The organism is Enterovibrio makurazakiensis, from assembly GCF_050336585.1.
Classification (GTDB): Bacteria; Pseudomonadota; Gammaproteobacteria; order Enterobacterales; family Vibrionaceae; genus Enterovibrio; species Enterovibrio gelatinilyticus.
The window spans coordinates 1-20,028 of sequence record NZ_JAKJSE010000033.1 but is presented as its reverse complement, the minus strand read 5'-3'; the positions used below and the strand labels follow the sequence as shown (position 1 = coordinate 20,028).

Sequence of the window (20,028 nt, the reverse complement as noted above, 5' to 3'; positions counted from 1 at the left end):
ACGGTGAAAAATGTGCGGCAATGAAAAAGGGCGCAATGATGCGCCCTTTGAACAACGTTAATATTTACAGTTTGCTGATAAAACGACTTTCTGTTTGCACGGATTTCTGATCATCACCCGACTGTCGTTCAAGCACAAACATGATGTTAGTCACCGGTGTTGTAAGTTCATACGGGTCAATCGCTAGGCTCACGGGTAAGGTAAATATTTCGCCCGCCTTTAAAGATACCTGTTGTTTCCCATACCATTCGATGCCATCAATCCCTGATACAGAGAGGTTGTAAGTTTCTGGCTGCTGGGTTTTATTGAGAATTTTCAAGGTGTATGTATTCTCAATTAAGCCATCGCTATTGGTTTTAAACAGCTGTGCACGGTCTCTTATCACATCGAGGCGCATTGGCTGCACGGCGGACAATAGGTAGAAGAATAGGACACACATCGCTACCATAACTGCACCATAGCCTAAGAGTTTAGGGCGCATGATATCGACTTTATGTCCTTCGAGTTTGTGCTCAGTGGTATAGCTGATCAGGCCCTTGGCGTAGTTCATGCGCTCCATGGTTGCATCACACGCATCGACACAGGCACCGCAGTTGATGCACTCATACTGCAAACCATCGCGAATATCGATGCCCGTTGGGCACACTTGCACGCAAAGATTGCAGTCAATGCAGTCCCCTAATCCCAACTCTTTCGGGTCTTTCTTACGAGGCCTTGGACCGCGCGCTTCGCCTCGTTCTTTGTCGTAACCCACAATGAAAGTGTCTTTATCGAACATCGCGGACTGAAAACGGGCGTACGGACACATGTGAATACACATGATAGAGCGCATCCAGCCAGCGTTGCCGTAAGTACACACACTGAAGAATAAGACCCAGAAAACAATCCAGAAGCTACTTGAGAAGGTGAAAAATTCAATGAACAGGGTTTTGACGGGAACAAAGTAGCCGACAAAAGTTAAGCCTGTCAGCAGTGCCACAGCAAACCAACAAAGGTGCTTCACGGTTTTTCTGGCGAACAAGCCTGATGTCATTGGCTTTTGGTCTTGAGAGCGTCGTTTATTGGCGGGGCCTTCTAGCTTTTCTTCAAACCAAATATAGATGAAGGTCCACACCGTTTGAGGACAAAGGTATCCACACCAGACGCGGCCTAAAAAGGTGGTGATAAAGAAAAGGCCAAACGCAGCGATCATTAATACCGACGCGAGCAGTGTTAGATCTTGTGGCCACAAGGTTGTGCCGAAAAAATTGAATTGCTGTTTGCCAATATCAATCAAGATGGCTTGTCTGTCGCCATACTGAATCCACGGCGTGAGAACGAAAAGCAGCATGAAAAACCAGCCCATTTTTTGGCGGAGTTTCTGGTATATCCCTTTGGCTTCTCGCACATAAATACGATTGCTGGGGTTAAAGCGGTCGCCGCTGCCTTTGTGGGTTTTTGGGTTAAACTCTTTGGGAGTAACGTCTTTGACGTCTATTTTATCCTTGCTCATGACACTTGCATTCCTTGGGTCAAACCGGTTCTCCCGGTTAATTTGCTTGGGTACGTTGCCCACGCATCTTTTGATTAGAATTTACATCAATATTAGACCGTAGATTATACCGTAGTGGATGCAAAGAATTCTGTGCGTATGGTGGAAAATTGGTCGACGTAAGTGCTGATGACGTGTAACAGATGATTGTATTGTAATAAAAAAGCGAAGCTGTCTAGCTTCGCTTTCTGTCTGGAATTCTGTGGCGAGATTAGCTGATAATGCCACGTGCTCGCAATATTGCCGTTTTGAAGTCATTCTCACAATCTTTCGCGAGACCTGGGATCATTTCATCCTTGCTGCTGTTACGCATTTTCAGGTGATAGATCAGCACATCATCAGTGAGTGCATCCAGTTGACCTTCATAACCCGCTTCTTTGGCGAGTTTGCCGATCATTTGCATCAGATTCAGCTCGGGTTCTTTCTGCCATTCTGGGTGAAGCAGTTCTATCAGTTCGTTAACGCGATGACATTTCATTGATGACTCCAATTTGGGCTAACACAGTGTTAAAAAATAGCCTTGGTTTTTATATGGCTTATTCGCCCTACAGTACCAGAATCACTATGTGCAAGCTATGTCGTCTTATGCCGCTTCGCCAGTAGGCTCTTCGGGGTTTAACACTGGGGTTGGGCGGATCAATGTCAGATCAGGCGTCGATGTTTTTGATGATGCTTTAAACGTTGGAGCAAACGAAGTAGAGCGCATACGTGCAGGGGTACGAGTAACACGAACGGTGCGAACAGTAACAGGGCGCATTTAAGTTTCTCAGTTTTCGCGCATCCATGACGAGGTTGATAGCAGAGTGATTCAGGGGTTCCGATGGCTGATAGCCTTGCTGTAATTCCACTCTGAAATGAAATTTCGCGCGGAGCATATCAAAAACAGATTGTTTAAAAAAGCACCAAGTTAAAAAAAATTAAAAAGCCGTATTCACGGCTTTTTCTTGAACAGTTTACGGAGTTAAGGAATCGGCATGACCCGATTTCTTCCGAGGTTTTTTGCTTCGTACAACTGGGTATCAGCACGGGCAATCATGCTGCGAATGCTATCCCCTTTGTCAAATTGAGCAACGCCGATAGACACAGTGATGTTGTCGAGTTTTTTGCTGGTTTTTTTGTCTTTAATGACCAATTTATCGATGCTCGCCCGAATGGTTTCTGCCACACGGCAAGCGCCCTTCAATTGACGGTTTGGCACGAGCAAAGCGAACTCTTCACCACCATAGCGAAAGGCTTGAATGCCTTCACGGCAGTAATCCGACAATCGCTTTGCGGTGAGCTTGAGTACCTGATCACCCATTAAGTGACCATAGGTATCATTGAAGTTCTTAAAGTGGTCGAGATCGCAAAGTAGCAATGAAAAGCCTTTTGGTGGCGGGCTATTGGCGAGTGCGCCTAACTCTGAGTCAAAGGCTCGTCTGTTGAATATGCCTGTCAATGCATCATGCAACGCTTCTTCGTTAGCTTGTGCCAATGTCTCTTTAAGCCGTGCGATTTCTCTTTGCGCATCAGCCAATTGGTTTTTAAAGAAACTTGTCGATTGGCGAATTTGGTTTGACCCTTTAACGGCACTTCGAACAACGGCGATAGTTTCATCCATCGACAATGTTTCTTCGCCGACGCGCGAGAGTTGGGAGAAGGTTTTATCTAACGTGTTTTGAAATGTATCAGTGTCTTTGAGCGTATCTTCCATGGTGTTGCCCATTTCCAATGCTAAAGCCTGTAAGCTTTGCTGGAAATCATCCGCTTCCTTGACTTTTTTATCCGCAAAGTGAGATTGATATAGCTGCTCACACTGTGTTTCGCTGAGCGTACCTGTCGCTTGTATTGATTCATTAATGTGCCACGAGAGGTCGGTGTCTGAGTCCGCCACATAGGTATACCATAGGGCATAATTGGTCGGTGTCGCTGGCACTTGGTGTTTCATTAGTAAGGGAACAACTTTCTTTAAATATGTTGTAGATAGCGCAAAATTATCTTTTGACATAGCTGGCTTTTTCTCCGTTGTATCAAGTGAGATAAATACCTTCACTGACTACCAGTTTTATAATCTTAGTTGAATTTAAGAAGAAGATGTGACGGTAGCGTTGATGTTGTATGTCTCAATGGGTTGATGCGCATGAATACTGGGAAGTAAAAAAGCAGGAGTAATAACAATGGGATGGTTTAAAAAAGCGCTAGCGAAAGTCGGCGTTGGCAGTGCCGAGGTTGCACTCATCATGCCTAAAGAAACATTCATGCAAGGTGAAACCACGACCATCGAAGTGACAATAACGGGCGGGAGTACGCCACAACCGATTGATACGATTTCGTTTGAGCTTTGTTGTGATTACATGGGATGGGAGCAAATTCGCACAACGGGTGAACAAGGACGTAAACGTCAGAGACGACGAATGACATATTCCCTCGCCAAGTGGCAGCTGCCTGACACCTTCACGTTGCAGCCTGGAGAAGTGCGCCAATTTGATACGCAATGTCAGATCCCTCGTCATACACCGCTCACGATGGGGGATGGAAAAGTGTGGGTGGTCGCAAACCTAGATATTCCAATGGGTAAAGATGCCTCATCGAAGACTTTTTTTTCGATTGGCCCGAGTGCGTGTTTCAATGCTGTGCTGGAAGGTTTTGAAGCCGTGGGCTGCCGAATAGAGAAAGTCAGCAATCAAGATGTTGAACGGTCGTCATTGCCTTTTGAGCAACGTATTGAGCTGGCGCCGGTTTCGGGTCGCCTGGTGGAGCTGTTACAGCGCATAGAGTTAGTTTCGAGTTGTGATGATAAAGGATTGCACCTCGCGTTAACGCTATATCGACAAGGTGAAGGGCTTGGAGATGCGCTAGGGCGTTTGGTTGGCGCCAATAAAGTGGAGCGCTCGCTCACTATTTCGCCGGACGCAACGGCAGAGCTAGCTCGTCGAGAAATCGACATATTGTTGGATAAAATTGAAGAATAATTTAAGCGTACACGTGTAAGCTTAAATGTGTCATACTCGTTTTCAGTATCACTGACGCCGCGTTTGCGACGTATTTGCGAGAAGGACGATTGAATTCATGACGACCAGTGCTCCCGCTTCGCCTTCATATTCTGTGAAGGAAGAAATTGCTAGTAGCATCAGCCATGGGCTGGGTGTGGTGTTTGGTATTGTGGCATTGATTCTATTGCTAGCAAAAGCGATAGGAGAGCATGCAGATACGCTGACCTTTGTGAGCTACAGCGTTTATGGTGCCAGCATCATCACTTTGTATTTGGCATCGACCCTGTATCACGCCATTCCTTCAGAAAAAGCGAAACGTGCGTTAAAGACATTCGATCATTGTGCGATTTATTTATTGATCGCAGGGACTTACACACCGTTCATGCTGATCGGCTTGCACACACCACTAGCGATTGGCGTCATGGCATTGATTTGGGGTATTGCCTTTGTTGGCATCATTCTAAAGATAGCCTTTGTTTATCGTTTTAAATCACTCTCCCTCGCGACATATCTGGCAATGGGATGGTTGTCTGTCGTGGTGATTTATCAGCTTGCCTACGCAATCCCAACGGCAGGTTTGGTGTTACTCGCACTGGGTGGATTGGTCTATTCGCTTGGCGTTATCTTCTATGTTAAGCGCACTATCCCTTATAACCACGCGATTTGGCATTTGTTTGTATTGGGCGGCACGGTTTTGCATTTTCTGGCGATTTATTTCTACGTTTAGCGCTGTATATATCCAACGGCGCTTGGCTTATAAAAAAGCCAACAGGGAGGCTATCCACTGCTGGCTTTTTTAATGCCGTGAGGGGGAGGTTTAGTCACGCCAGAATACGGGGAATAACAACACCAAGACGGTGAGTATTTCCAACCTTCCCATCAACATGCCGATAGACAGCGCCCACTTAGCGGTATCTGAAAGGCTGGCGAAATTACCTGTTGGGCCAATCACCGTTCCCATTCCAGGGCCAACATTGGCCACCGCTGTCATCGCTCCACTTAGGCTGGTGATCCCATCTAACCCCGTTGCCGCCAAGATCATTGCTAACACAATAATGGTGAGCAGGTAGGTGATGGCGAAGGCAACCACGGAGCGCACGATGTCTTCATTCACAGGGCGACCGTTGTAGCGCTGAATAAACACGCCCGATGGATGAACCAGTTGCTGAATGTGTTTTTTCAACAGAGCTAATGCGACTTGGAATCGAAATATTTTTGCCCCGCCAGAGGTTGAGCCTGAGCAGCCACCCACTAACAACATAAACGCAAAAATGACTGACGCAAAAGGCCCCCATGCGGTGAAATCATCAAGGCCAAAGCCAGTGGTAGTGACAACAGAGACGATGTTGAACATGGACACGCGAATCGCATCAGCGGTGGTGTAGTCCTTGGTAAGCACTAACCAGATGGCAACCATCAAAGAGGTGATGATAACCAGAGTGGTAAACCCTCGTATTTGCGCATCTTTGAAGAGTAACGAAGGGCTACGGCGTCTGAGTGATTGGATCATCAGCAAAAATGGCAAGCCACCCGCAAACATAAATACCGTACCCACCCATTGCGCCGAATGAGAAAAACGATTCATTGACGAGTCGGAAGTGGAATACCCGCCAGTTGAAAGGGTGGTCATGGCGTGGTTCACCGCTTCAAAGGGCGTCATACCCGTGAGCCAGTAGCTGATAAAGCACAAGCCAGACAAGAAGACATATACCATCATGATGCTGATGGCGACGTTCTTGGTACGTGGGCTCGATTTTGCTGACCAATCAGAAGACTCGGTTTGGAAAAGCTTCATCCCGCCGACATTGAGAAAGGGCAAGATGGCCACGCCCATCACGATAAAGCCGACCCCACCTAACCATTGCAAAATGGATCGCCAGAGCAAAATCGCAGGGGCCATCTGGTCTAGCCCGCTAAGGACTGTGGAGCCTGTTGTGGTGATGCCGGACATGGTTTCAAAGTAGGCATCGGTGAAGCTGATGTGGTTGATAAACACAAAAGGCAATGCGGCAAAGGCACTGGCGATAAGCCAAACCAATGTGGTAATGAGGAACATATCGCGGGCGTTGAGTCGAAAATTGTCTGTTTTACCTAAGGACAGACATAGAAATGCGGCGACGTGAGTAATGATGACCGACAGGCCAAAATCGAGAAACCCTGCCGTACCTGTGAAAAATGCGGTCAGGGTGGGGACGTACATGAAAAGGGCGATCTTTGACAAGAGCAGCCCGATAACGAAAAGTACGGGTCTAAAATTTACCATTTTCCGTGATGCTAATTAGAGGAAGAATGGACTCGGCTGGAACAGCCTTTCCACATCCGGAATATATTTTTTATCCACCAAGAACATCACGACATGGTCATCTTGTTGGATAACCGTTTTGTCGTGAGCGATAAGTACTTCGTCTTCCCTAACGATGGCACCAATGGTGGTACCTGGGGGGAGTTTGATTTCCCCAATAGCGCGACCAACCACTTTTGAGGTGTTGGAATCGCCATGTGCAATGGCCTCTATGGCTTCTGCAGCGCCACGGCGAAGTGACGATACGTTAACGATATCTGCTTTACGTACATGTGTGAGCAGTGCCGAGATAGTGGCTTGTTGCGGTGATATCGCGATATCAATGGCGCCACCTTGAACCAAATCGACGTAAGCGCCGCGTTGGATAAGTACCATGACTTTCTTGGCACCTAGGCGTTTTGCTAACATGGCCGACATGATATTGGCTTCATCTTCGTTGGTGACCGCAATAAAGACATCAATCTGATCGATATGCTCTTCACTGAGCAATTCTTGATCTGATGCATCACCACAGAACACGATAGTGTTTTCGAGAATTTCCGATAGTTGTTCCGCGCGGCGAGGGTTTCGCTCTATCAATTTAACGCTATAGGCGCGTTCAAGGCTTTTTGCGAGCCCTGCACCGATGTTGCCGCCACCCACAATCATGATGCGCTTGTAAGGTTTTTCAAGACGCTGCAGTTCACTCATCACTGAGCGAATGTGGTTGCTCGCTGCCACGAAGAACACTTCATCATCGGCTTCGATAATCGTGGTGCCTTGTGGGCGGATTGGACGGTCGCGACGGAAAATGGCAGCGACGCGAGTATCTACGTGAGGCATGTGCTCGCGAAGGGCTGAGAGCGCGTTCCCGACCAGTGGCCCACCATAGTAAGCTTTAACGGCCACTAGACCCACTTTGTTGTCTGCAAAGTTAACCACCTGCAATGCACCCGGGTATTCAATCAATCGATGGATATAACGCGTGACCAATTCTTCAGGCGCTATCAGGTGATCAACCGGACAGGCATCGGTTTGGAACAATTGTTCTTTGGCGGCGAGATATTCAGGGCTTCTGATCCGTGCAACGCGGTTTGGGGTGTTGTAGAGCGTGAAGGCGACTTGGCAAGCGATCATGTTGGTTTCGTCTGAGTTGGTGACGGCCACCAGCATGTCCGCATCTTGTGCGCCCGCTTCAAGGAGTGTCGGTGGGTGACTGGCGTAACCTTGCACCACCCTTAAATCGTATTTGTCTTGTAGCTCTCTGAGGCGCTCGGGGTTTTTATCGACGATGGTGATGTCATTGTTTTCGCCAACCAGATTCTCGGCCAACGTACCGCCGACTTGACCAGCCCCCAAGATGATAATTTTCATAACGTCTGCCTGAACCTCAGTTCATTGTTATTAGTTTTATTAACGGGCAACCCTGCGGTTACCCGTTTTTGGTGCCATTACGCTTTTTTGAGTTCAGCGTAATAGAAACCATCCATGTTTTCTTCACCCGGTAGAATTTGGCGACCAGGGCGATCGGCGGTGCCTGTAATTAACGCGGCATCAGAGGTTCGCGCAAGGAACGCTTTCACTTGCTCGCTGTTTTCTTGTGGCGTGATTGAGCAGGTCGCGTAAACCATAGTGCCACCTGACTTTAGCTGCGCCCACATGGCATCAAGGATCTCTGATTGTAGTGAGACAAGCTGGTCAATATCGTCAGCGCGTCGCAGCCATTTTATATCAGGGTGGCGGCGAATAACGCCGGTTGCCGAGCAAGGCGCGTCCAGCAGAATACGATCAAACTCCTCACCCTGCCACCAATCTGCAGGATAACGTGCATCACCGCAAATCACTTGTGCATTTAGTTGTAAACGCTGAAGGTTTTCTTTCACGCGGAGTAAGCGTGTTGCGTCCACATCCATAGCGACCACGTTGGCATCGGCTTTGTGTTCAAGGATATGACAGGTCTTTCCTCCTGGCGCGGCGCAACAATCAAGGATCAGTTCGCCAGACTGTGGCTGAAGATAATTGATGGAAAGTTGCGCGGCAGCGTCTTGAACGGATACCCATCCGTCGGAAAAACCTGGTAATGCCGTTACATCACACGGTGAAGCAAGCTTAAGTGCGTCTTCTGCGTCAGAATGGATGTCGGTTTCGATGCCATTCTCCGTCAGCAGTGCGCGATAGCTGTCGCGGGTATGATGGGTGCGGTTAACACGCAACCACATTGGTGCTTTCTCGTGGTTGGCTTCAACCACTTGTTCCCATTGTTCAGGGTAGGCATTTTGCAGCAGCTTGAGCAGCCAGCTTGGATGACCGTATTTTCCTGCGTCATGGGCGACAGCAGCTGCGTCTAGTGTTTCTTGTTGACGTTGGTAGCTACGCAATACGGCATTAACAAGCCCGCGAAGTTGCGGTTTTTTCAGAACCTTGGTCGCATCAACCGTTTCAGCCACGGCAGCGTGGGCTGGAATGCGCATAAAGCTGATTTGGTACAGCCCCACCAAAATAAGGTGATGGAATACGCGTTGCTTTCCTTTTAACGGCTTGTCCATCAGGCTTTGGGTGATGGATTCAAGGCGAGGGAGCCAGCGTAATACGCCATAACAGATTTCTTGCAGCAGAGCGCCATCTCGTGGAGCAACTTTTTGCTGAGCAGGAGGGAGTGCCGCAGACAGAGACTGTCCTTGGTCTACCACCTGATAGATAACCTGTGCAGCCACAGCTCTTACATTCATGAAGGTACCTTCGTCAGGGTGTGATGCATGTTGTTAAAATCATGCACCACGAAAAGTGTTACTAACGACTAAAAAAGGCCAGCAAGCTGGCCTCTGACATTAAAGGGTATTGCCAGGTTCAAACCAGTCTCGGCGAGAGTTCAGCATATCTGCTGCGCTCATGGCTTTTTTGCCTGGTGGCTGCAGCGAGGTTAAGCGTAATACGCCATCGCCAGTTGCCACGCGAATGCCTGTTTTATCCGCAGATAGAATGGTGCCTGGTGCTTTGTCAGTTTGCTCAGTGTCTACGTCGGCATCCCACACTTTTATGTTGTGTTCGGTGTCATTCGCCGTCAGCGTGAAATAACTCATCGGCCAAGGGTTAAACGCGCGAACGCAGCGCTCAAGTTCAACGGCACTCAGGGTCCAATCTACCAATGCTTCTTCTTTGCTCAGCTTCTTCGCGTAGTTGGCTTGCTCATCATCTTGCTTTTCAGCGATGGTGCGACCTGCTGCGATATCATCTAGGCAATTCACTAATGCATCTGGGCCCAATTCAGCCAATCGCTCATAAAGCGTGGCACTGGTTTCGTTCGCATCAATGCTCAGGGTTGCGATTTTTAGCATATCGCCAGTATCTAGGCCTTCATCCATCTGCATGATGGTGACACCCGTTTCTTTATCACCCGCCCAAATGGCACGTTGGATCGGTGCAGCACCGCGCCAGCGAGGAAGAATAGAACCGTGAACGTTAATACAGCCTAAGCGTGGGGTTTCTAACACCGCTTTAGGTAGCAGCAGACCATAAGCCACAACGACCATGATATCTGCATCAATAGCGGCTAATTCTTGCTGCGCGTCTTCTGACTTCAAGCTAGCTGGCTGATAGACATGAATATCATGCTCAAGTGCTAGCATTTTCACTGGGCTTGCGGTCAATTTCTTGCCGCGCCCTGCTGGGCGGTCTGGCTGTGAATAAACAGCAACCACGTCATGGTGCGAAGACAACAACGCCGCCATGTGACGGGCGGCGAAGTCCGGCGTACCGGCAAATACAATACGTAGTGATTGGCTCAAGGAAACCTCAGCTGACTTTTTCGTTAGCGCGTTTGATTTTTTCGAGTTTTTGTTTGATGCGCTGTTGCTTGAGTGGCGACAGGTAATCAACAAACAGTTTGCCTTCAAGGTGGTCTAATTCGTGTTGAACACAAATCGCCAGCAGATCGTCAGCGTCGAATTGGAATTCTTTGCCATCGCGGTCTAGGGCTTTCACCGTGACCTCTGATGCGCGAGCAACAAGAGCACGTGCACCTGGGACAGACAAACAGCCCTCTTCGATACCGTCTTCACCACGTTTGTCCGTGATCTCTGGGTTGATCAGGACCATTGGTTCATCACGAGAATCAGAGATATCGATCACGACAATACGTTGATGAACATCAACTTGCGTCGCTGCTAGGCCAATGCCTTCTTCGTCGTACATGGTTTCTAACATGTCATCGACAATTTTTAGAATTTCTGGTGTGACGCTTTCAACCGGTTTCGCCACCGTGCGTAGGCGATCGTCCGGGAAGGTCAAAACCTGTAATACACTCATAAACGTCTCTTAAATTTATTGAACTGCGCCGTATCCGGCTTTGGTAATTGGGCTAATTCTAGACATTTTGCGTTTCAAATGACAGCATCCAAACGAAAGTATGCTTTTGGAGACAAGGGATGTTTAAAAAGCTAATCACATTCTGTATTGCCGGTTTGTTGTCAGCAACTGCGATGGCGGCAAGTATTGAGGTTGCGAAAGATGCGCCTTCATCTTATACCGTTCGCAAAGGAGATACCTTGTGGGATATTGCAGGTATCTATCTGTCTAACCCATGGCAATGGCCTAAGTTGTGGAAACAAAACCCAGATATTGAAAACCCTCATCTGATTTATCCTGGGGATGTTCTGCGTTTGAATTGGGCATCAGGCAAGCCCACGTTGTCGCTGAATTCGGGCTCTCGGCTTGTCGATCAGCTTCCCGTGAGTGCCACGTCACAGTCGGTCTTTAAGCAGTATTTGACGTTTGATACTTTAATTAGCGAGGCGGAACTTAGCTTGGCTCCCCGTGTTTTAGGCAGTCAGGAGGGCTGGAGCTACATTTCTAAGCGCACGCCGTTCTATATTGATGCGTCGGTTGAAACCGAAAATTGGTTTGTGTATCGCACCGTGACAAAGTTCGAGCGTCTCGATAACGAACAAATCATCAGAGTATTTAGCCTGAAGAAAGTTGCCGAAGCCAAGTTAGTTCGAGCGCTGGATGAGATGTCCGAGTTTAAATTGGTCAAGCAGTCTCAGGAAGTGAAGCCGAACGACATTCTGTTGCCTGCATTGGGTGAAAAAACCGGGAATGTGTTTCATCCACAAGCGGCTCCAGCTGCGTTAGAGGGCAACTTGGTTGGGCACCTTTATGGCAGTAAGTATGTGGGGTTGAAACAAATTGTTGTTGTAGATAGAGGAGCAGAAGACGGTGTCAATGCTGGTCATGCACTGTCTGTACAGCAGCCAGGCGCAACGTTAAAAGGTACAAAGGGAAAAATGCGTTATGACAGCGACATTGATAATGCTGTGATGGCAGAGACCACATTGCCTGATCAGCGTGTAGGCGTATTATTAGTGATAAAAAGCTATCCCTACTTTAGTTTGGCAATGGTCGTCGATGCCGCGCAGCCTCTTTCAGCGCCGATGCCAGTGATCTCTGTAGAAGGCTAATGGTGGATGCTTCGCTTGAGTCTTGGTTGCGGCTTGCTGCTGTACCAAGGCTTGGCGGCACTGCCGTCAGTAAGATAATCAGTAAATACCCGCCAGAAAAACTCATTGCACTTGATGACATGACGTTATCGACACTAGGGCTCAAGCCAGCACAAATACAGGCGCTTAGGTTCCCTGATAGGTCGGTTATCGACAAGTGTATGACGTGGTGTGAAGCCGAAGATAATCACATCATTAGCCTTACCGATAGTCGATATCCTTACCTTCTCAAGCAGATCCCTGGTTCACCGCCGCTCCTTTTTGTGCAAGGGAAACCAGAAGTCTTGTCATTACCGCAAATCGCAATTGTTGGTAGCCGAGATGCCAGCGCTGAGGGTTTGGCGATGGCGCATGACTTTGCTCTTTCGCTGGTCAAGCATGACGTGGTTGTCACCAGTGGTTTGGCATTGGGGATAGATGGTCGAGCCCATCGCGGCGCACTCGATGGCGGCGGTCGTACTATTGCGGTATTAGGCTCTGGGCTTGAAAGAGTGTACCCTGCTCGCCATCGTGATTTGGCTGAAGATGTCATATCGACTGGTGCGCTGGTGTCAGAGCTTTGGCCGTGGTCACCACCCAAACCTGCATTTTTTCCGAGAAGAAATCGAATTATCAGCGGTCTATCTACTGGCGTGCTGGTTGTCGAAGCCGCCATGAAAAGCGGCTCATTGATCACCGCGCGTCTAGCGTTAGAGCAGGGGCGTGACGTATTTGCTTTGCCAGGCTCCATTCATAACCCTTATGCTAAAGGCAGCAATGGCCTTATTAAGCAAGGTGCGTTTTTGGTCGAGTCTGTTGAGGAAATATTAGAGCAGGTGGGAACGCTGGCGGGTTGTGCAATAAACCACCAGTTAGACATAACGCCAGCTCAAGTTTCGCAAGAAGAATTGCCATTTCCTGAAGTGTTGGCTAACGTAGGAAATGAAGCAAGGTGTGTCGATGTGCTAGCAGAGATCTGCGATCAGCCCGTTCACGAAATCATGATGAAGTTGTTAGAACTAGAGTTACTGGGGCTTGTTTCGGCGGTACCCGGTGGCTATGTCAGAGCGAGGAGGGGATAGCCATGATGGACATCTTAATGTACCTGTTTGAAACTTACATCCATAGTGATGTGGAGTTGCTGGTAGATCAGGACGAATTGGCTGATGAACTCTCCAGAGCAGGGTTTCATCAGGAAGATATATATAAAGCGTTAAATTGGCTTGAGAAGCTGGCGCTACTTCAAGATGCCGACAAATCTCCTTACTTAACAGGGAGTGCGTTGACGTCCATGCGTATCTTTACGCCAAGTGAAATGGATCGTCTGGATACAGAGAGCCGAGGCTTCCTTATTTTCCTCGAACAAATCAGTGTGCTTAGCCCGGAAACACGTGAAATGGTTATTGATCGTGTCATGGAGTTGGAAACGCTAGAGTTTGTACTGGAAGATCTCAAGTGGGTGATCTTGATGGTGCTGTTTAATGTGCCTGGAAACGAGCGCGCGTACGACCAGATGGAAGACCTGCTCTACAGCACAGCAGAAGACGAGTACCTTCACTAAGGTGCTCACCCATAAGTTGTTGAGGCTAATCAGTTTTGGCTGGAAAAATTGACGAATCGCTATTTAGTGCGCACGAACATGCACTAGAACAACAAGAACGCTGTCCTCAATGTGGCAGCGTTCTTGTTATTAAACACAGCAAACGTGGCCCATTTAAGGCGTGTACGGGTTACCCAGCCTGTGATTTTGTTGAATCGCTGCATCACAATGATGGTCATGTGGTGAAAGAGTTGGGATTACCTTGCCCTGAATGCGGCAGTGAATTGGTGCTTCGCCAAGGGCGGTTTGGTATGTTCATTGGTTGTTCTGCGTATCCAGAGTGCCAACATATTGAAAAACGCGACCAAGAGCCTGTTAGCGAAGGTGTTGAAGTCTCTTGCCCTGAATGTGGCAAAGGCCAACTCCACGAGAAAAAATCGCGCTTTGGTAAAGCGTTTTACGCTTGTGATGCGTACCCTAAGTGTAAGTTTGCTGTGAACCTTAAGCCATTAAAAGGAAGCTGCGAAGCGTGTGGTTTTGCGTTGTTATTAGAGAAGCAAACCGCTGCAGGTATGGTGAAGGTGTGTGCGAGTAAGAAGTGTCAGCACAAACAAGGTTGATGGTTGGCACTCAGATAAAGTGCTCAGACAAAAAAAAGCCGCATTTGCGGCTTTTTTTGTATCGAAACGGGATTACAGTGGTTGATTGAGTTTATCAGCCGCTTCCAACAACGCTGGGAACTCATCACCAGACAAATGCGTAGAGAGTGTTGTTAAATGCTCTCCAAGTTCGCTTTGCGAACTGGCACAGACGTTGATGTGACCAATTTTTCGGCCAGGTCTTGGGGCTTTGTCATACCAATGCACGTGAGCTAAAGGCATGATGCTGTTTGGCACTGTCACTTCACCAATGATATTAATCATTGCTGTCGGACGAACGCGTTTTGCGCTGCCTAATGGCAACCCGCACACGGCGCGAAGGTGGTTTTCAAATTGGCAAACATCGGCGCCTTGTTGTGTCCAATGGCCTGAATTGTGAACGCGAGGTGCGATTTCATTCACCATTAGCGTGCCATTTACATCAAAGAACTCAATCGCCAATACACCAATGTAATCAAGCGCGGATGCGACTGCATCAAACATCGATTCAGCTTGTGCTTGTAAGGTAGCGTTCTCATTGGCTGAAACGGACACACTCAGAATGCCATCAGTGTGAATGTTATCTGTGAGGGGATAGATAGCAAGGCTGCCATCTTGTCCACGAGCGCCAATCAAGGATACTTCGCGATCAAAGCGAACAAACTCTTCTGCGATAACGCATTGACGGTCAGCTTGATGGGACGCGGCAAGGAAGGCTTCGATGTCTTGCCATATTTCATCTGTTTGCTCGGATGATTTAAGCCGCCACTGACCTTTACCGTCATACCCGTCCAGCGCACTTTTCAAAATCATCGGCAAACCAATGCGTTCAATGGCGTTATCAAAATCAGCGCGATTTTCGATGACTTGGTATCGCGCGTTGTTAACGCCAGCTTTGTCCAGCAGGGCTTTCTCTTTACGGCGATCGCCACCCGTTAATATGGCTTCTTCTCCCGGGTAGAATTTTCCGCTGTCTTGGCAAAGACGAAGCACGTCGGGGGCAATATGTTCAAATTCCGCGGTAATGACGTCAGCGTTCGCGATGCCATTCTCTAATCCATGACCAAGCACTTCCAGTGTCACAGGATGAACGACGTTGCCTGAGCGGACATCATAAGCGCTAATGGTGAGATTCAATGGTGCGCCCGCAAGCGCCATCATTCGCGCTAACTGGCCTGCGCCAAGTACCAATACATTCATGATTACTCTACCGATGGGTCTGGGTGTGCCAACACTGTGTCGGTTTGGTTCTGACGGAAGGTGTCGATTTTAGCTAGCAGGTCGTCATCACTCGTTGCAAGAATTTGTGCAGCGAGTAAGCCTGCATTTGCAGCGCCTGCATCGCCAATGGCAAGTGTGCCAACAGCAACGCCTTTTGGCATTTGTACAATAGACAATAAAGAATCCATGCCTTTGAGGGCTTTTGATTGCACAGGAACCCCCAAAACAGGAAGGCTAGTGAACGCTGCCGTCATACCAGGAAGGTGTGCTGCGCCACCCGCACCAGCGATGATGACTTTGATACCTTGAGAAGCAGCATTGCTGGCGTATTCTGCAAGCAATTGAGGGGTTCTGTGTGCGGAAACCACTTTTGTTTCATACGCGATGCCGAAATGCTCAAGCATGTCTGCTGCGTTTTTCATGGTTGGCCAATCTGATTTTGAACCCATGATGATGCCGACTTTCATAACTGCTCCTGTAACTGCCATGTACTCGCGAACGTCATTACGACGAGAAATTCGGCGTCATTATATCGGTTATAAATCACAAGGAAAACGTTTGCGTCGATGCATTTCATCGTAAAGAGGGTGTTTTTACCCGCAATACGAATTTCGAGAGTGTGTTTCGAAGTGTGACAAAAACGTTGAGTCTGCCATGCCTAATTGGTCATAGTATGCAAAAGCGTAAGAAGAAAATGCGGAGAAGAACATTGGCCAACGTGGAGCAATGTGTAAAAGCCTTATCTCAAGGCGATGTAATTGCCTATCCGACGGAAGGTGTGTTTGGTGTTGGGTGTGATCCCGATAGCGCTCAAGCAATTCAAACCTTATTGGATGTGAAAGAGCGTGATCGCGCCAAAGGTCTGATCTTAATTGCATCGGATCTTTTCCAGCTTGATGGGTATATCGATATGAGCCGATTAAGCGAAGAAACGAAAGTGGATGTTTTGGCGAGTTGGCCAGGGCCTGTTACTTGGGTGATGCCAGCGGGCGAGAAAATCACGGGTTGGGTTACGGGAGATTTTGATACCGTTGCGGTGCGTGTCTCTGACCATCCTGATGTGAAAGCGCTGTGTGCTGCCTATGGTAAGCCGATTACATCGACCAGTGCGAATTTGAGCGGTGAAGAGCCGTGTCGCTCAGTGGAAGAAGTCGAAGCACAACTTGGCGACCGTGTTGCTTGTATTTTAGAGGGAAAAACGGGTGGTCTTGAGAGGCCGACCGAGATCCGCGATGCACGTTCTGGTAAGGTGCTTCGACAAGGTTAAGTAAAAACATCGGATTAAGAAGGAACGCCAGTGCAAGACCACACCCAACCAGTCGATAAAGATGCCGTAAAACGCTTCCTCCTTTCGTTGCAAGACCGTATTTGTGATGCGTTATCGCATGAAGATGGCGGCGCTGCGTTTGTGGAAGATGCATGGGAGAGAGATGCTGGTGGCGGTGGTCGTAGTCGCGTCCTTCGTGACGGTACTGTTTTTGAGCAAGCGGGCGTGAATTTCTCTCATGTGTTTGGTGATAAAATGCCAGGCTCCGCGACAGCGCATCGACCAGAGCTTGCTGGGCGTAGCTTTGAAGCCATGGGCGTGTCTTTGGTGGTTCACCCTAAAAACCCACACATTCCGACGTCCCATGCCAATGTTCGTTTCTTCATTGCTGAGAAAGAAGGCGAAGCCCCTGTGTGGTGGTTTGGTGGAGGGTTTGACCTCACCCCTTTTTATCCTGTCGAAGAAGATTGCCTTCATTGGCACAATACCGCAAAAGCAATTTGTGCGCCGTTTGGTGATTCCGTTTATGCCGAGCACAAAGCGTGGTGTGATCGCTATTTCTTCCTTCCGCACAGAAATGAAACCCGTGGCGTTGGTGGTCTTTTCTTTGATGATCTCAATGCGTGGGGTTTTGATGCGTCTTTTGACTATATAAAAGCGGTGGGTGACGGTTTTATCGATGCTTATCTTCCAATTGTTCAAAAACGGAAGGACAAAGTGTTCTCAGAGCATGAGCGCCAGTTCCAGCTTTATCGTCGCGGTCGTTATGTCGAATTTAACCTAGTGTATGATCGCGGTACTCTGTTTGGCCTTCAAAGTGGCGGGCGAACAGAATCAATTTTAATGTCCATGCCTCCGCTTGTAAGGTGGGAGTATGGGTTTGAGCCTGAATCGGGTTCACCTGAAGCAATACTATATAAAGACTATTTAACGCCAAGGGATTGGTAAGGCTTAGTAGGTAGATGGATAAATACGTCGTTGTCGGTAATCCGATTTCACACAGCAAGTCCCCTTTTATACACACCTTGTTTGCACGTCAGACAGGGCAAACAATGTCATATGAAACCTTGCAAGCCCCTATTGGCGGCTTCAATGAAGCCATGGATGCGTTTTTTGCTGACGGTGGTCGTGGCTGCAATGTCACTGTTCCATTCAAAGAAGATGCGTATGCGATGGCGACGATGCTTACCGAGCGCGCTCGTTTAGCCGGCGCGGTTAATACGCTTAAAAAGCTGGACGATGGCGGCATTCTTGGTGATAACACGGATGGGGAAGGTCTCGTTCAGGATCTTCTAAACCATCATGTGCAGTTAGAGGGCGCTAACATCCTCTTGCTCGGCGCGGGAGGTGCTGCGCGCGGTGTGGTGCTTCCTTTACTTAAGCACACCCCCAATACGTTAGTGATTGCCAATCGAACGGTGAGCAAAGCTGAAACGCTGGCTTCTTTGTTTTCTGAATACGGAAATGTATCTGCTTCATCCTTTGATACTTTGGGTAACGTTGAGTTTGATATTGTCATTAATTCGACGTCTGCCAGCTTATCGGGTGATCATCCGAACATTCCGGCTACGGTTATTCACTCAGATAGCACTGTGTATGACATGGTGTATGGCTCTGGCCTCACTAGCAGTAATCAATGGGCGAAAGAGCAGGGTGCTATCCGTGTGATTGATGGCTTGGGTATGTTGGTAGGGCAAGCTGCGGAAAGTTTTACTATCTGGCGTGGCATCCGGCCGGGAACAGGTCAGGTGCTAAGGGAGCTTCGCCGTAACTTGGCTGAATAACTATGAATCAAACTATTATATTTCCTGATCATCAAGACATAGATAAAGACAAACATGCCGTTTGTTTTCATGCTCAGCAGTCAGGGGCGCTAATTGTTTGCTATGTATCGATAGATGATATTCGAAAGCGTCAACATGAAGCATTAGTAGTAGAAGAAGCGATACTGGCTGCTTTTGACCAGCACCGCTTTGACTTCGAAGATCTTGCAGAAGAAGCCATTGAGGATGAAAACTTCAATGACCAAGGTGAAATCTGGGTTCGTTAACCTTCGGCAAGGTAGTCGTTCTTAGTCGCAACATAGTTATCCGATGATTTCTGTAAAAATGCACGCTCGGCTTCTTTCAGCGGTCGAGCTTGCTTTACAGGGCTTCCCACATAGAGATATCCCGACTCTAGTCGTTTTCCCGGTGGAACGAGACTGCCTGCTCCAATCATTACTTCGTCTTCAATGATGGCACCGTCTAAAACGATGGCACCCATTCCAACCAATACACGATCGCCAATAACGCAGCCATGCAGCATGACCTTATGACCCACGGTAACGTCTTTACCGATAATTAGAGGATAACCGTCAGGGTTGTCCTTGTTTTTATGGGTGACATGCAAGACTGAACCATCTTGCACATTAGATCGGTCACCAATAATGATGTGGTTAACGTCACCGCGAGCAGCGACTAAAGGCCAAATACTCACATCATCACCTAAGGTAATGTCTCCAACCATCACAGATGATGGGTCTAGATATACACGCTCTCCAACATTAGGAAAGACACCCTTATAACTTCGAAGTACTGATTGCATTTGTTATGCCCTTAAGGATTATTTGAATTCAAGCCTATATGGATGAGAAAAATAGTGCAATTCATCACCAATGTTTCATGTAAGTAGCTCGGTTTGGTTAATTGCTGAACGAACGCGCTGTTTTTCGCAAAAAACCATGCAAAAAGCCTTGCCAAGATCTCAAGCCTCCCTATAATGCGACCTCACTGACACGGCGACCTGCTCCACACGGAACAAGCAGCCCACTCAGTACGGCGAAAACGGCTTCAAAATTGATTGAAAATAAACGCTTGACGTTAACGACTCAATCAGTAGAATGCCCGCCTGCTTCAACGGAAAAGCCTAGTGCTTATCGCGGTTGAAGGGAGTCAACAAGACGTTTTGAAGGTTGCGAAAGCAACGTTGAAAAATCTCAAAATTTCTTCTTGACTTCATCGCCTGGCAGCGTAGAATTCGCAGCCCTGACGATGAGAAGACGACTCGAAATGAGCCGCTTCTACAGTCAACGTTCTTTAACAATTTGACCTATACAATCTGTG

General features: G+C 48.1%; 22 protein-coding genes. 10 read left to right on the top strand and 12 right to left on the bottom strand.

The window, feature by feature from the left end; genetic code table 11:
- Nucleotides 1–64 precede the first annotated feature (64 nt).
- The 4 genes from ccoG to L4D06_RS21935 all read right to left on the bottom strand — a co-directional run bounded on the left by ccoG (nt 65) and on the right by L4D06_RS21935 (nt 3,518).
- Nucleotides 65–1,492: a cytochrome c oxidase accessory protein CcoG gene (ccoG, locus tag L4D06_RS21950; protein WP_274166358.1), complete on the bottom strand. Its 1,428-nt coding sequence runs from the start codon at nt 1,490–1,492 to the stop codon at nt 65–67.
- Between the two features lie 250 nt (nt 1,493–1,742).
- Entirely contained in the window at nt 1,743–2,009 is a 267-nt protein-coding gene (locus tag L4D06_RS21945) for a YihD family protein (RefSeq protein WP_274166357.1), read from the bottom strand.
- A gap of 105 nt (nt 2,010–2,114) precedes the next feature.
- A complete protein-coding gene (locus L4D06_RS21940; RefSeq protein ID WP_429741376.1) occupies nt 2,115–2,288 on the bottom strand; it encodes a hypothetical protein in 174 nt (57 codons plus the stop codon).
- 204 nt (nt 2,289–2,492) lie between these two features.
- Entirely contained in the window at nt 2,493–3,518 is a 1,026-nt protein-coding gene (locus tag L4D06_RS21935; protein WP_429741374.1) for a GGDEF domain-containing protein, read from the bottom strand.
- A 169-nt stretch (nt 3,519–3,687) separates the two neighbouring features.
- Between L4D06_RS21935 and L4D06_RS21930 the strand changes: the two genes are divergently transcribed.
- Together L4D06_RS21930 and trhA are read left to right on the top strand one after the other, a co-directional pair.
- The gene (locus L4D06_RS21930) at nt 3,688–4,482 is read left to right on the top strand and encodes a sporulation protein (protein WP_274166354.1); all 795 of its coding nucleotides are present in this window, start codon (nt 3,688–3,690) and stop codon (nt 4,480–4,482) included.
- 97 nt (nt 4,483–4,579) lie between these two features.
- A complete protein-coding gene (trhA, locus tag L4D06_RS21925) occupies nt 4,580–5,230 on the top strand; it encodes a PAQR family membrane homeostasis protein TrhA (RefSeq protein WP_274166353.1) in 651 nt (216 codons plus the stop codon).
- 90 nt (nt 5,231–5,320) lie between these two features.
- Here the strand turns inward: trhA and L4D06_RS21920 are convergent, their stop codons facing one another.
- The 5 genes from L4D06_RS21920 to def form a co-directional block, all read right to left on the bottom strand.
- Nucleotides 5,321–6,766, bottom strand: a complete 1,446-nt coding sequence (locus L4D06_RS21920; protein ID WP_274166352.1) for a TrkH family potassium uptake protein — start codon at nt 6,764–6,766, stop codon at nt 5,321–5,323.
- Between the two features lie 15 nt (nt 6,767–6,781).
- Nucleotides 6,782–8,158 carry a Trk system potassium transporter TrkA gene (trkA, locus tag L4D06_RS21915; protein ID WP_429741371.1) on the bottom strand — a complete coding sequence of 459 codons (1,377 nt, stop codon included), beginning with the start codon at nt 8,156–8,158 and terminating at the stop codon, nt 6,782–6,784.
- A gap of 77 nt (nt 8,159–8,235) precedes the next feature.
- Nucleotides 8,236–9,513 carry a 16S rRNA (cytosine(967)-C(5))-methyltransferase RsmB gene (gene rsmB / locus L4D06_RS21910; RefSeq protein WP_429741369.1) on the bottom strand — a complete coding sequence of 426 codons (1,278 nt, stop codon included), beginning with the start codon at nt 9,511–9,513 and terminating at the stop codon, nt 8,236–8,238.
- Nucleotides 9,514–9,612: 99 nt separating this feature from the next.
- Nucleotides 9,613–10,569, bottom strand: coding sequence for a methionyl-tRNA formyltransferase (fmt, locus tag L4D06_RS21905; RefSeq protein ID WP_429741366.1), 957 nt, complete (start codon nt 10,567–10,569; stop codon nt 9,613–9,615).
- Nucleotides 10,570–10,576: 7 nt separating this feature from the next.
- Nucleotides 10,577–11,089, bottom strand: a complete 513-nt coding sequence (def, locus tag L4D06_RS21900) for a peptide deformylase (protein WP_274166348.1) — start codon at nt 11,087–11,089, stop codon at nt 10,577–10,579.
- Between the two features lie 119 nt (nt 11,090–11,208).
- On the opposite strand from def, the gene L4D06_RS21895 reads away from it, so the two are divergent.
- The 4 genes from L4D06_RS21895 to L4D06_RS21880 are packed head-to-tail and all read left to right on the top strand — an operon-like array spanning nt 11,209 to nt 14,418.
- Nucleotides 11,209–12,240, top strand: a complete 1,032-nt coding sequence (locus L4D06_RS21895; RefSeq protein WP_429741364.1) for a LysM peptidoglycan-binding domain-containing protein — start codon at nt 11,209–11,211, stop codon at nt 12,238–12,240.
- 2 nt (nt 12,241–12,242) lie between these two features.
- Nucleotides 12,243–13,340: a DNA-processing protein DprA gene (gene dprA, locus L4D06_RS21890; RefSeq protein ID WP_274166403.1), complete on the top strand. Its 1,098-nt coding sequence runs from the start codon at nt 12,243–12,245 to the stop codon at nt 13,338–13,340.
- A gap of 2 nt (nt 13,341–13,342) precedes the next feature.
- Entirely contained in the window at nt 13,343–13,819 is a 477-nt protein-coding gene (locus tag L4D06_RS21885) for a DUF494 family protein (RefSeq protein WP_429741362.1), read from the top strand.
- Between the two features lie 35 nt (nt 13,820–13,854).
- Nucleotides 13,855–14,418, top strand: coding sequence for a DNA topoisomerase family protein (locus L4D06_RS21880; protein WP_429741360.1), 564 nt, complete (start codon nt 13,855–13,857; stop codon nt 14,416–14,418).
- A gap of 72 nt (nt 14,419–14,490) precedes the next feature.
- Here the strand turns inward: L4D06_RS21880 and L4D06_RS21875 are convergent, their stop codons facing one another.
- The gene (locus tag L4D06_RS21875) at nt 14,491–15,636 is read right to left on the bottom strand and encodes a 5-(carboxyamino)imidazole ribonucleotide synthase (RefSeq protein ID WP_429741358.1); all 1,146 of its coding nucleotides are present in this window, start codon (nt 15,634–15,636) and stop codon (nt 14,491–14,493) included.
- A gap of 2 nt (nt 15,637–15,638) precedes the next feature.
- Entirely contained in the window at nt 15,639–16,124 is a 486-nt protein-coding gene (purE, locus tag L4D06_RS21870; RefSeq protein ID WP_274166343.1) for a 5-(carboxyamino)imidazole ribonucleotide mutase, read from the bottom strand.
- 242 nt (nt 16,125–16,366) lie between these two features.
- Here purE and tsaC point away from each other — a divergent pair, with 242 nt between their 5' ends.
- Genes tsaC through L4D06_RS21850 form a run of 4 tightly spaced genes read left to right on the top strand, consistent with a single transcriptional unit; the run spans nt 16,367 to nt 18,974 of the window.
- Nucleotides 16,367–16,924 carry an L-threonylcarbamoyladenylate synthase type 1 TsaC gene (gene tsaC / locus L4D06_RS21865; RefSeq protein ID WP_429741428.1) on the top strand — a complete coding sequence of 186 codons (558 nt, stop codon included), beginning with the start codon at nt 16,367–16,369 and terminating at the stop codon, nt 16,922–16,924.
- A 30-nt stretch (nt 16,925–16,954) separates the two neighbouring features.
- Nucleotides 16,955–17,872 carry an oxygen-dependent coproporphyrinogen oxidase gene (gene hemF / locus L4D06_RS21860; protein WP_274166342.1) on the top strand — a complete coding sequence of 306 codons (918 nt, stop codon included), beginning with the start codon at nt 16,955–16,957 and terminating at the stop codon, nt 17,870–17,872.
- A 14-nt stretch (nt 17,873–17,886) separates the two neighbouring features.
- On the top strand, nt 17,887–18,708 hold the full coding sequence (gene aroE, locus L4D06_RS21855) for a shikimate dehydrogenase (RefSeq protein WP_429741356.1): 822 nt from the start codon (nt 17,887–17,889) through the stop codon (nt 18,706–18,708).
- A gap of 2 nt (nt 18,709–18,710) precedes the next feature.
- Nucleotides 18,711–18,974: a DUF1488 family protein gene (locus L4D06_RS21850; RefSeq protein WP_429741354.1), complete on the top strand. Its 264-nt coding sequence runs from the start codon at nt 18,711–18,713 to the stop codon at nt 18,972–18,974.
- Here L4D06_RS21850 and L4D06_RS21845 read toward each other — a convergent pair.
- The gene (locus L4D06_RS21845; RefSeq protein ID WP_429741352.1) at nt 18,971–19,510 is read right to left on the bottom strand and encodes a gamma carbonic anhydrase family protein; all 540 of its coding nucleotides are present in this window, start codon (nt 19,508–19,510) and stop codon (nt 18,971–18,973) included. The genes L4D06_RS21850 and L4D06_RS21845 overlap by 4 nt on opposite strands.
- Nucleotides 19,511–20,028: the final 518 nt, after the last annotated feature.

What these genes read in the sequence shown, in the direction of transcription:
- ccoG (WP_274166358.1), bottom strand. Translation starts at nt 1,492, where the DNA reads ATGAGCAAGGATAAAATAGACGTCAAAGACGTTACTCCCAAAGAGTTT.
- L4D06_RS21945 (WP_274166357.1), bottom strand. Translation starts at nt 2,009, where the DNA reads ATGAAATGTCATCGCGTTAACGAACTGATAGAACTGCTTCACCCAGAA.
- L4D06_RS21940 (WP_429741376.1), bottom strand. Translation starts at nt 2,288, where the DNA reads ATGCGCCCTGTTACTGTTCGCACCGTTCGTGTTACTCGTACCCCTGCA.
- L4D06_RS21935 (WP_429741374.1), bottom strand. Translation starts at nt 3,518, where the DNA reads ATGTCAAAAGATAATTTTGCGCTATCTACAACATATTTAAAGAAAGTT.
- L4D06_RS21930 (WP_274166354.1), top strand. Translation starts at nt 3,688, where the DNA reads ATGGGATGGTTTAAAAAAGCGCTAGCGAAAGTCGGCGTTGGCAGTGCC.
- trhA (WP_274166353.1), top strand. Translation starts at nt 4,580, where the DNA reads ATGACGACCAGTGCTCCCGCTTCGCCTTCATATTCTGTGAAGGAAGAA.
- L4D06_RS21920 (WP_274166352.1), bottom strand. Translation starts at nt 6,766, where the DNA reads ATGGTAAATTTTAGACCCGTACTTTTCGTTATCGGGCTGCTCTTGTCA.
- trkA (WP_429741371.1), bottom strand. Translation starts at nt 8,158, where the DNA reads ATGAAAATTATCATCTTGGGGGCTGGTCAAGTCGGCGGTACGTTGGCC.
- rsmB (WP_429741369.1), bottom strand. Translation starts at nt 9,513, where the DNA reads ATGAATGTAAGAGCTGTGGCTGCACAGGTTATCTATCAGGTGGTAGAC.
- def (WP_274166348.1), bottom strand. Translation starts at nt 11,089, where the DNA reads ATGAGTGTATTACAGGTTTTGACCTTCCCGGACGATCGCCTACGCACG.
- L4D06_RS21895 (WP_429741364.1), top strand. Translation starts at nt 11,209, where the DNA reads ATGTTTAAAAAGCTAATCACATTCTGTATTGCCGGTTTGTTGTCAGCA.
- L4D06_RS21885 (WP_429741362.1), top strand. Translation starts at nt 13,343, where the DNA reads ATGATGGACATCTTAATGTACCTGTTTGAAACTTACATCCATAGTGAT.
- L4D06_RS21875 (WP_429741358.1), bottom strand. Translation starts at nt 15,636, where the DNA reads ATGAATGTATTGGTACTTGGCGCAGGCCAGTTAGCGCGAATGATGGCG.
- purE (WP_274166343.1), bottom strand. Translation starts at nt 16,124, where the DNA reads ATGAAAGTCGGCATCATCATGGGTTCAAAATCAGATTGGCCAACCATG.
- aroE (WP_429741356.1), top strand. Translation starts at nt 17,887, where the DNA reads ATGGATAAATACGTCGTTGTCGGTAATCCGATTTCACACAGCAAGTCC.
- L4D06_RS21850 (WP_429741354.1), top strand. Translation starts at nt 18,711, where the DNA reads ATGAATCAAACTATTATATTTCCTGATCATCAAGACATAGATAAAGAC.
- L4D06_RS21845 (WP_429741352.1), bottom strand. Translation starts at nt 19,510, where the DNA reads ATGCAATCAGTACTTCGAAGTTATAAGGGTGTCTTTCCTAATGTTGGA.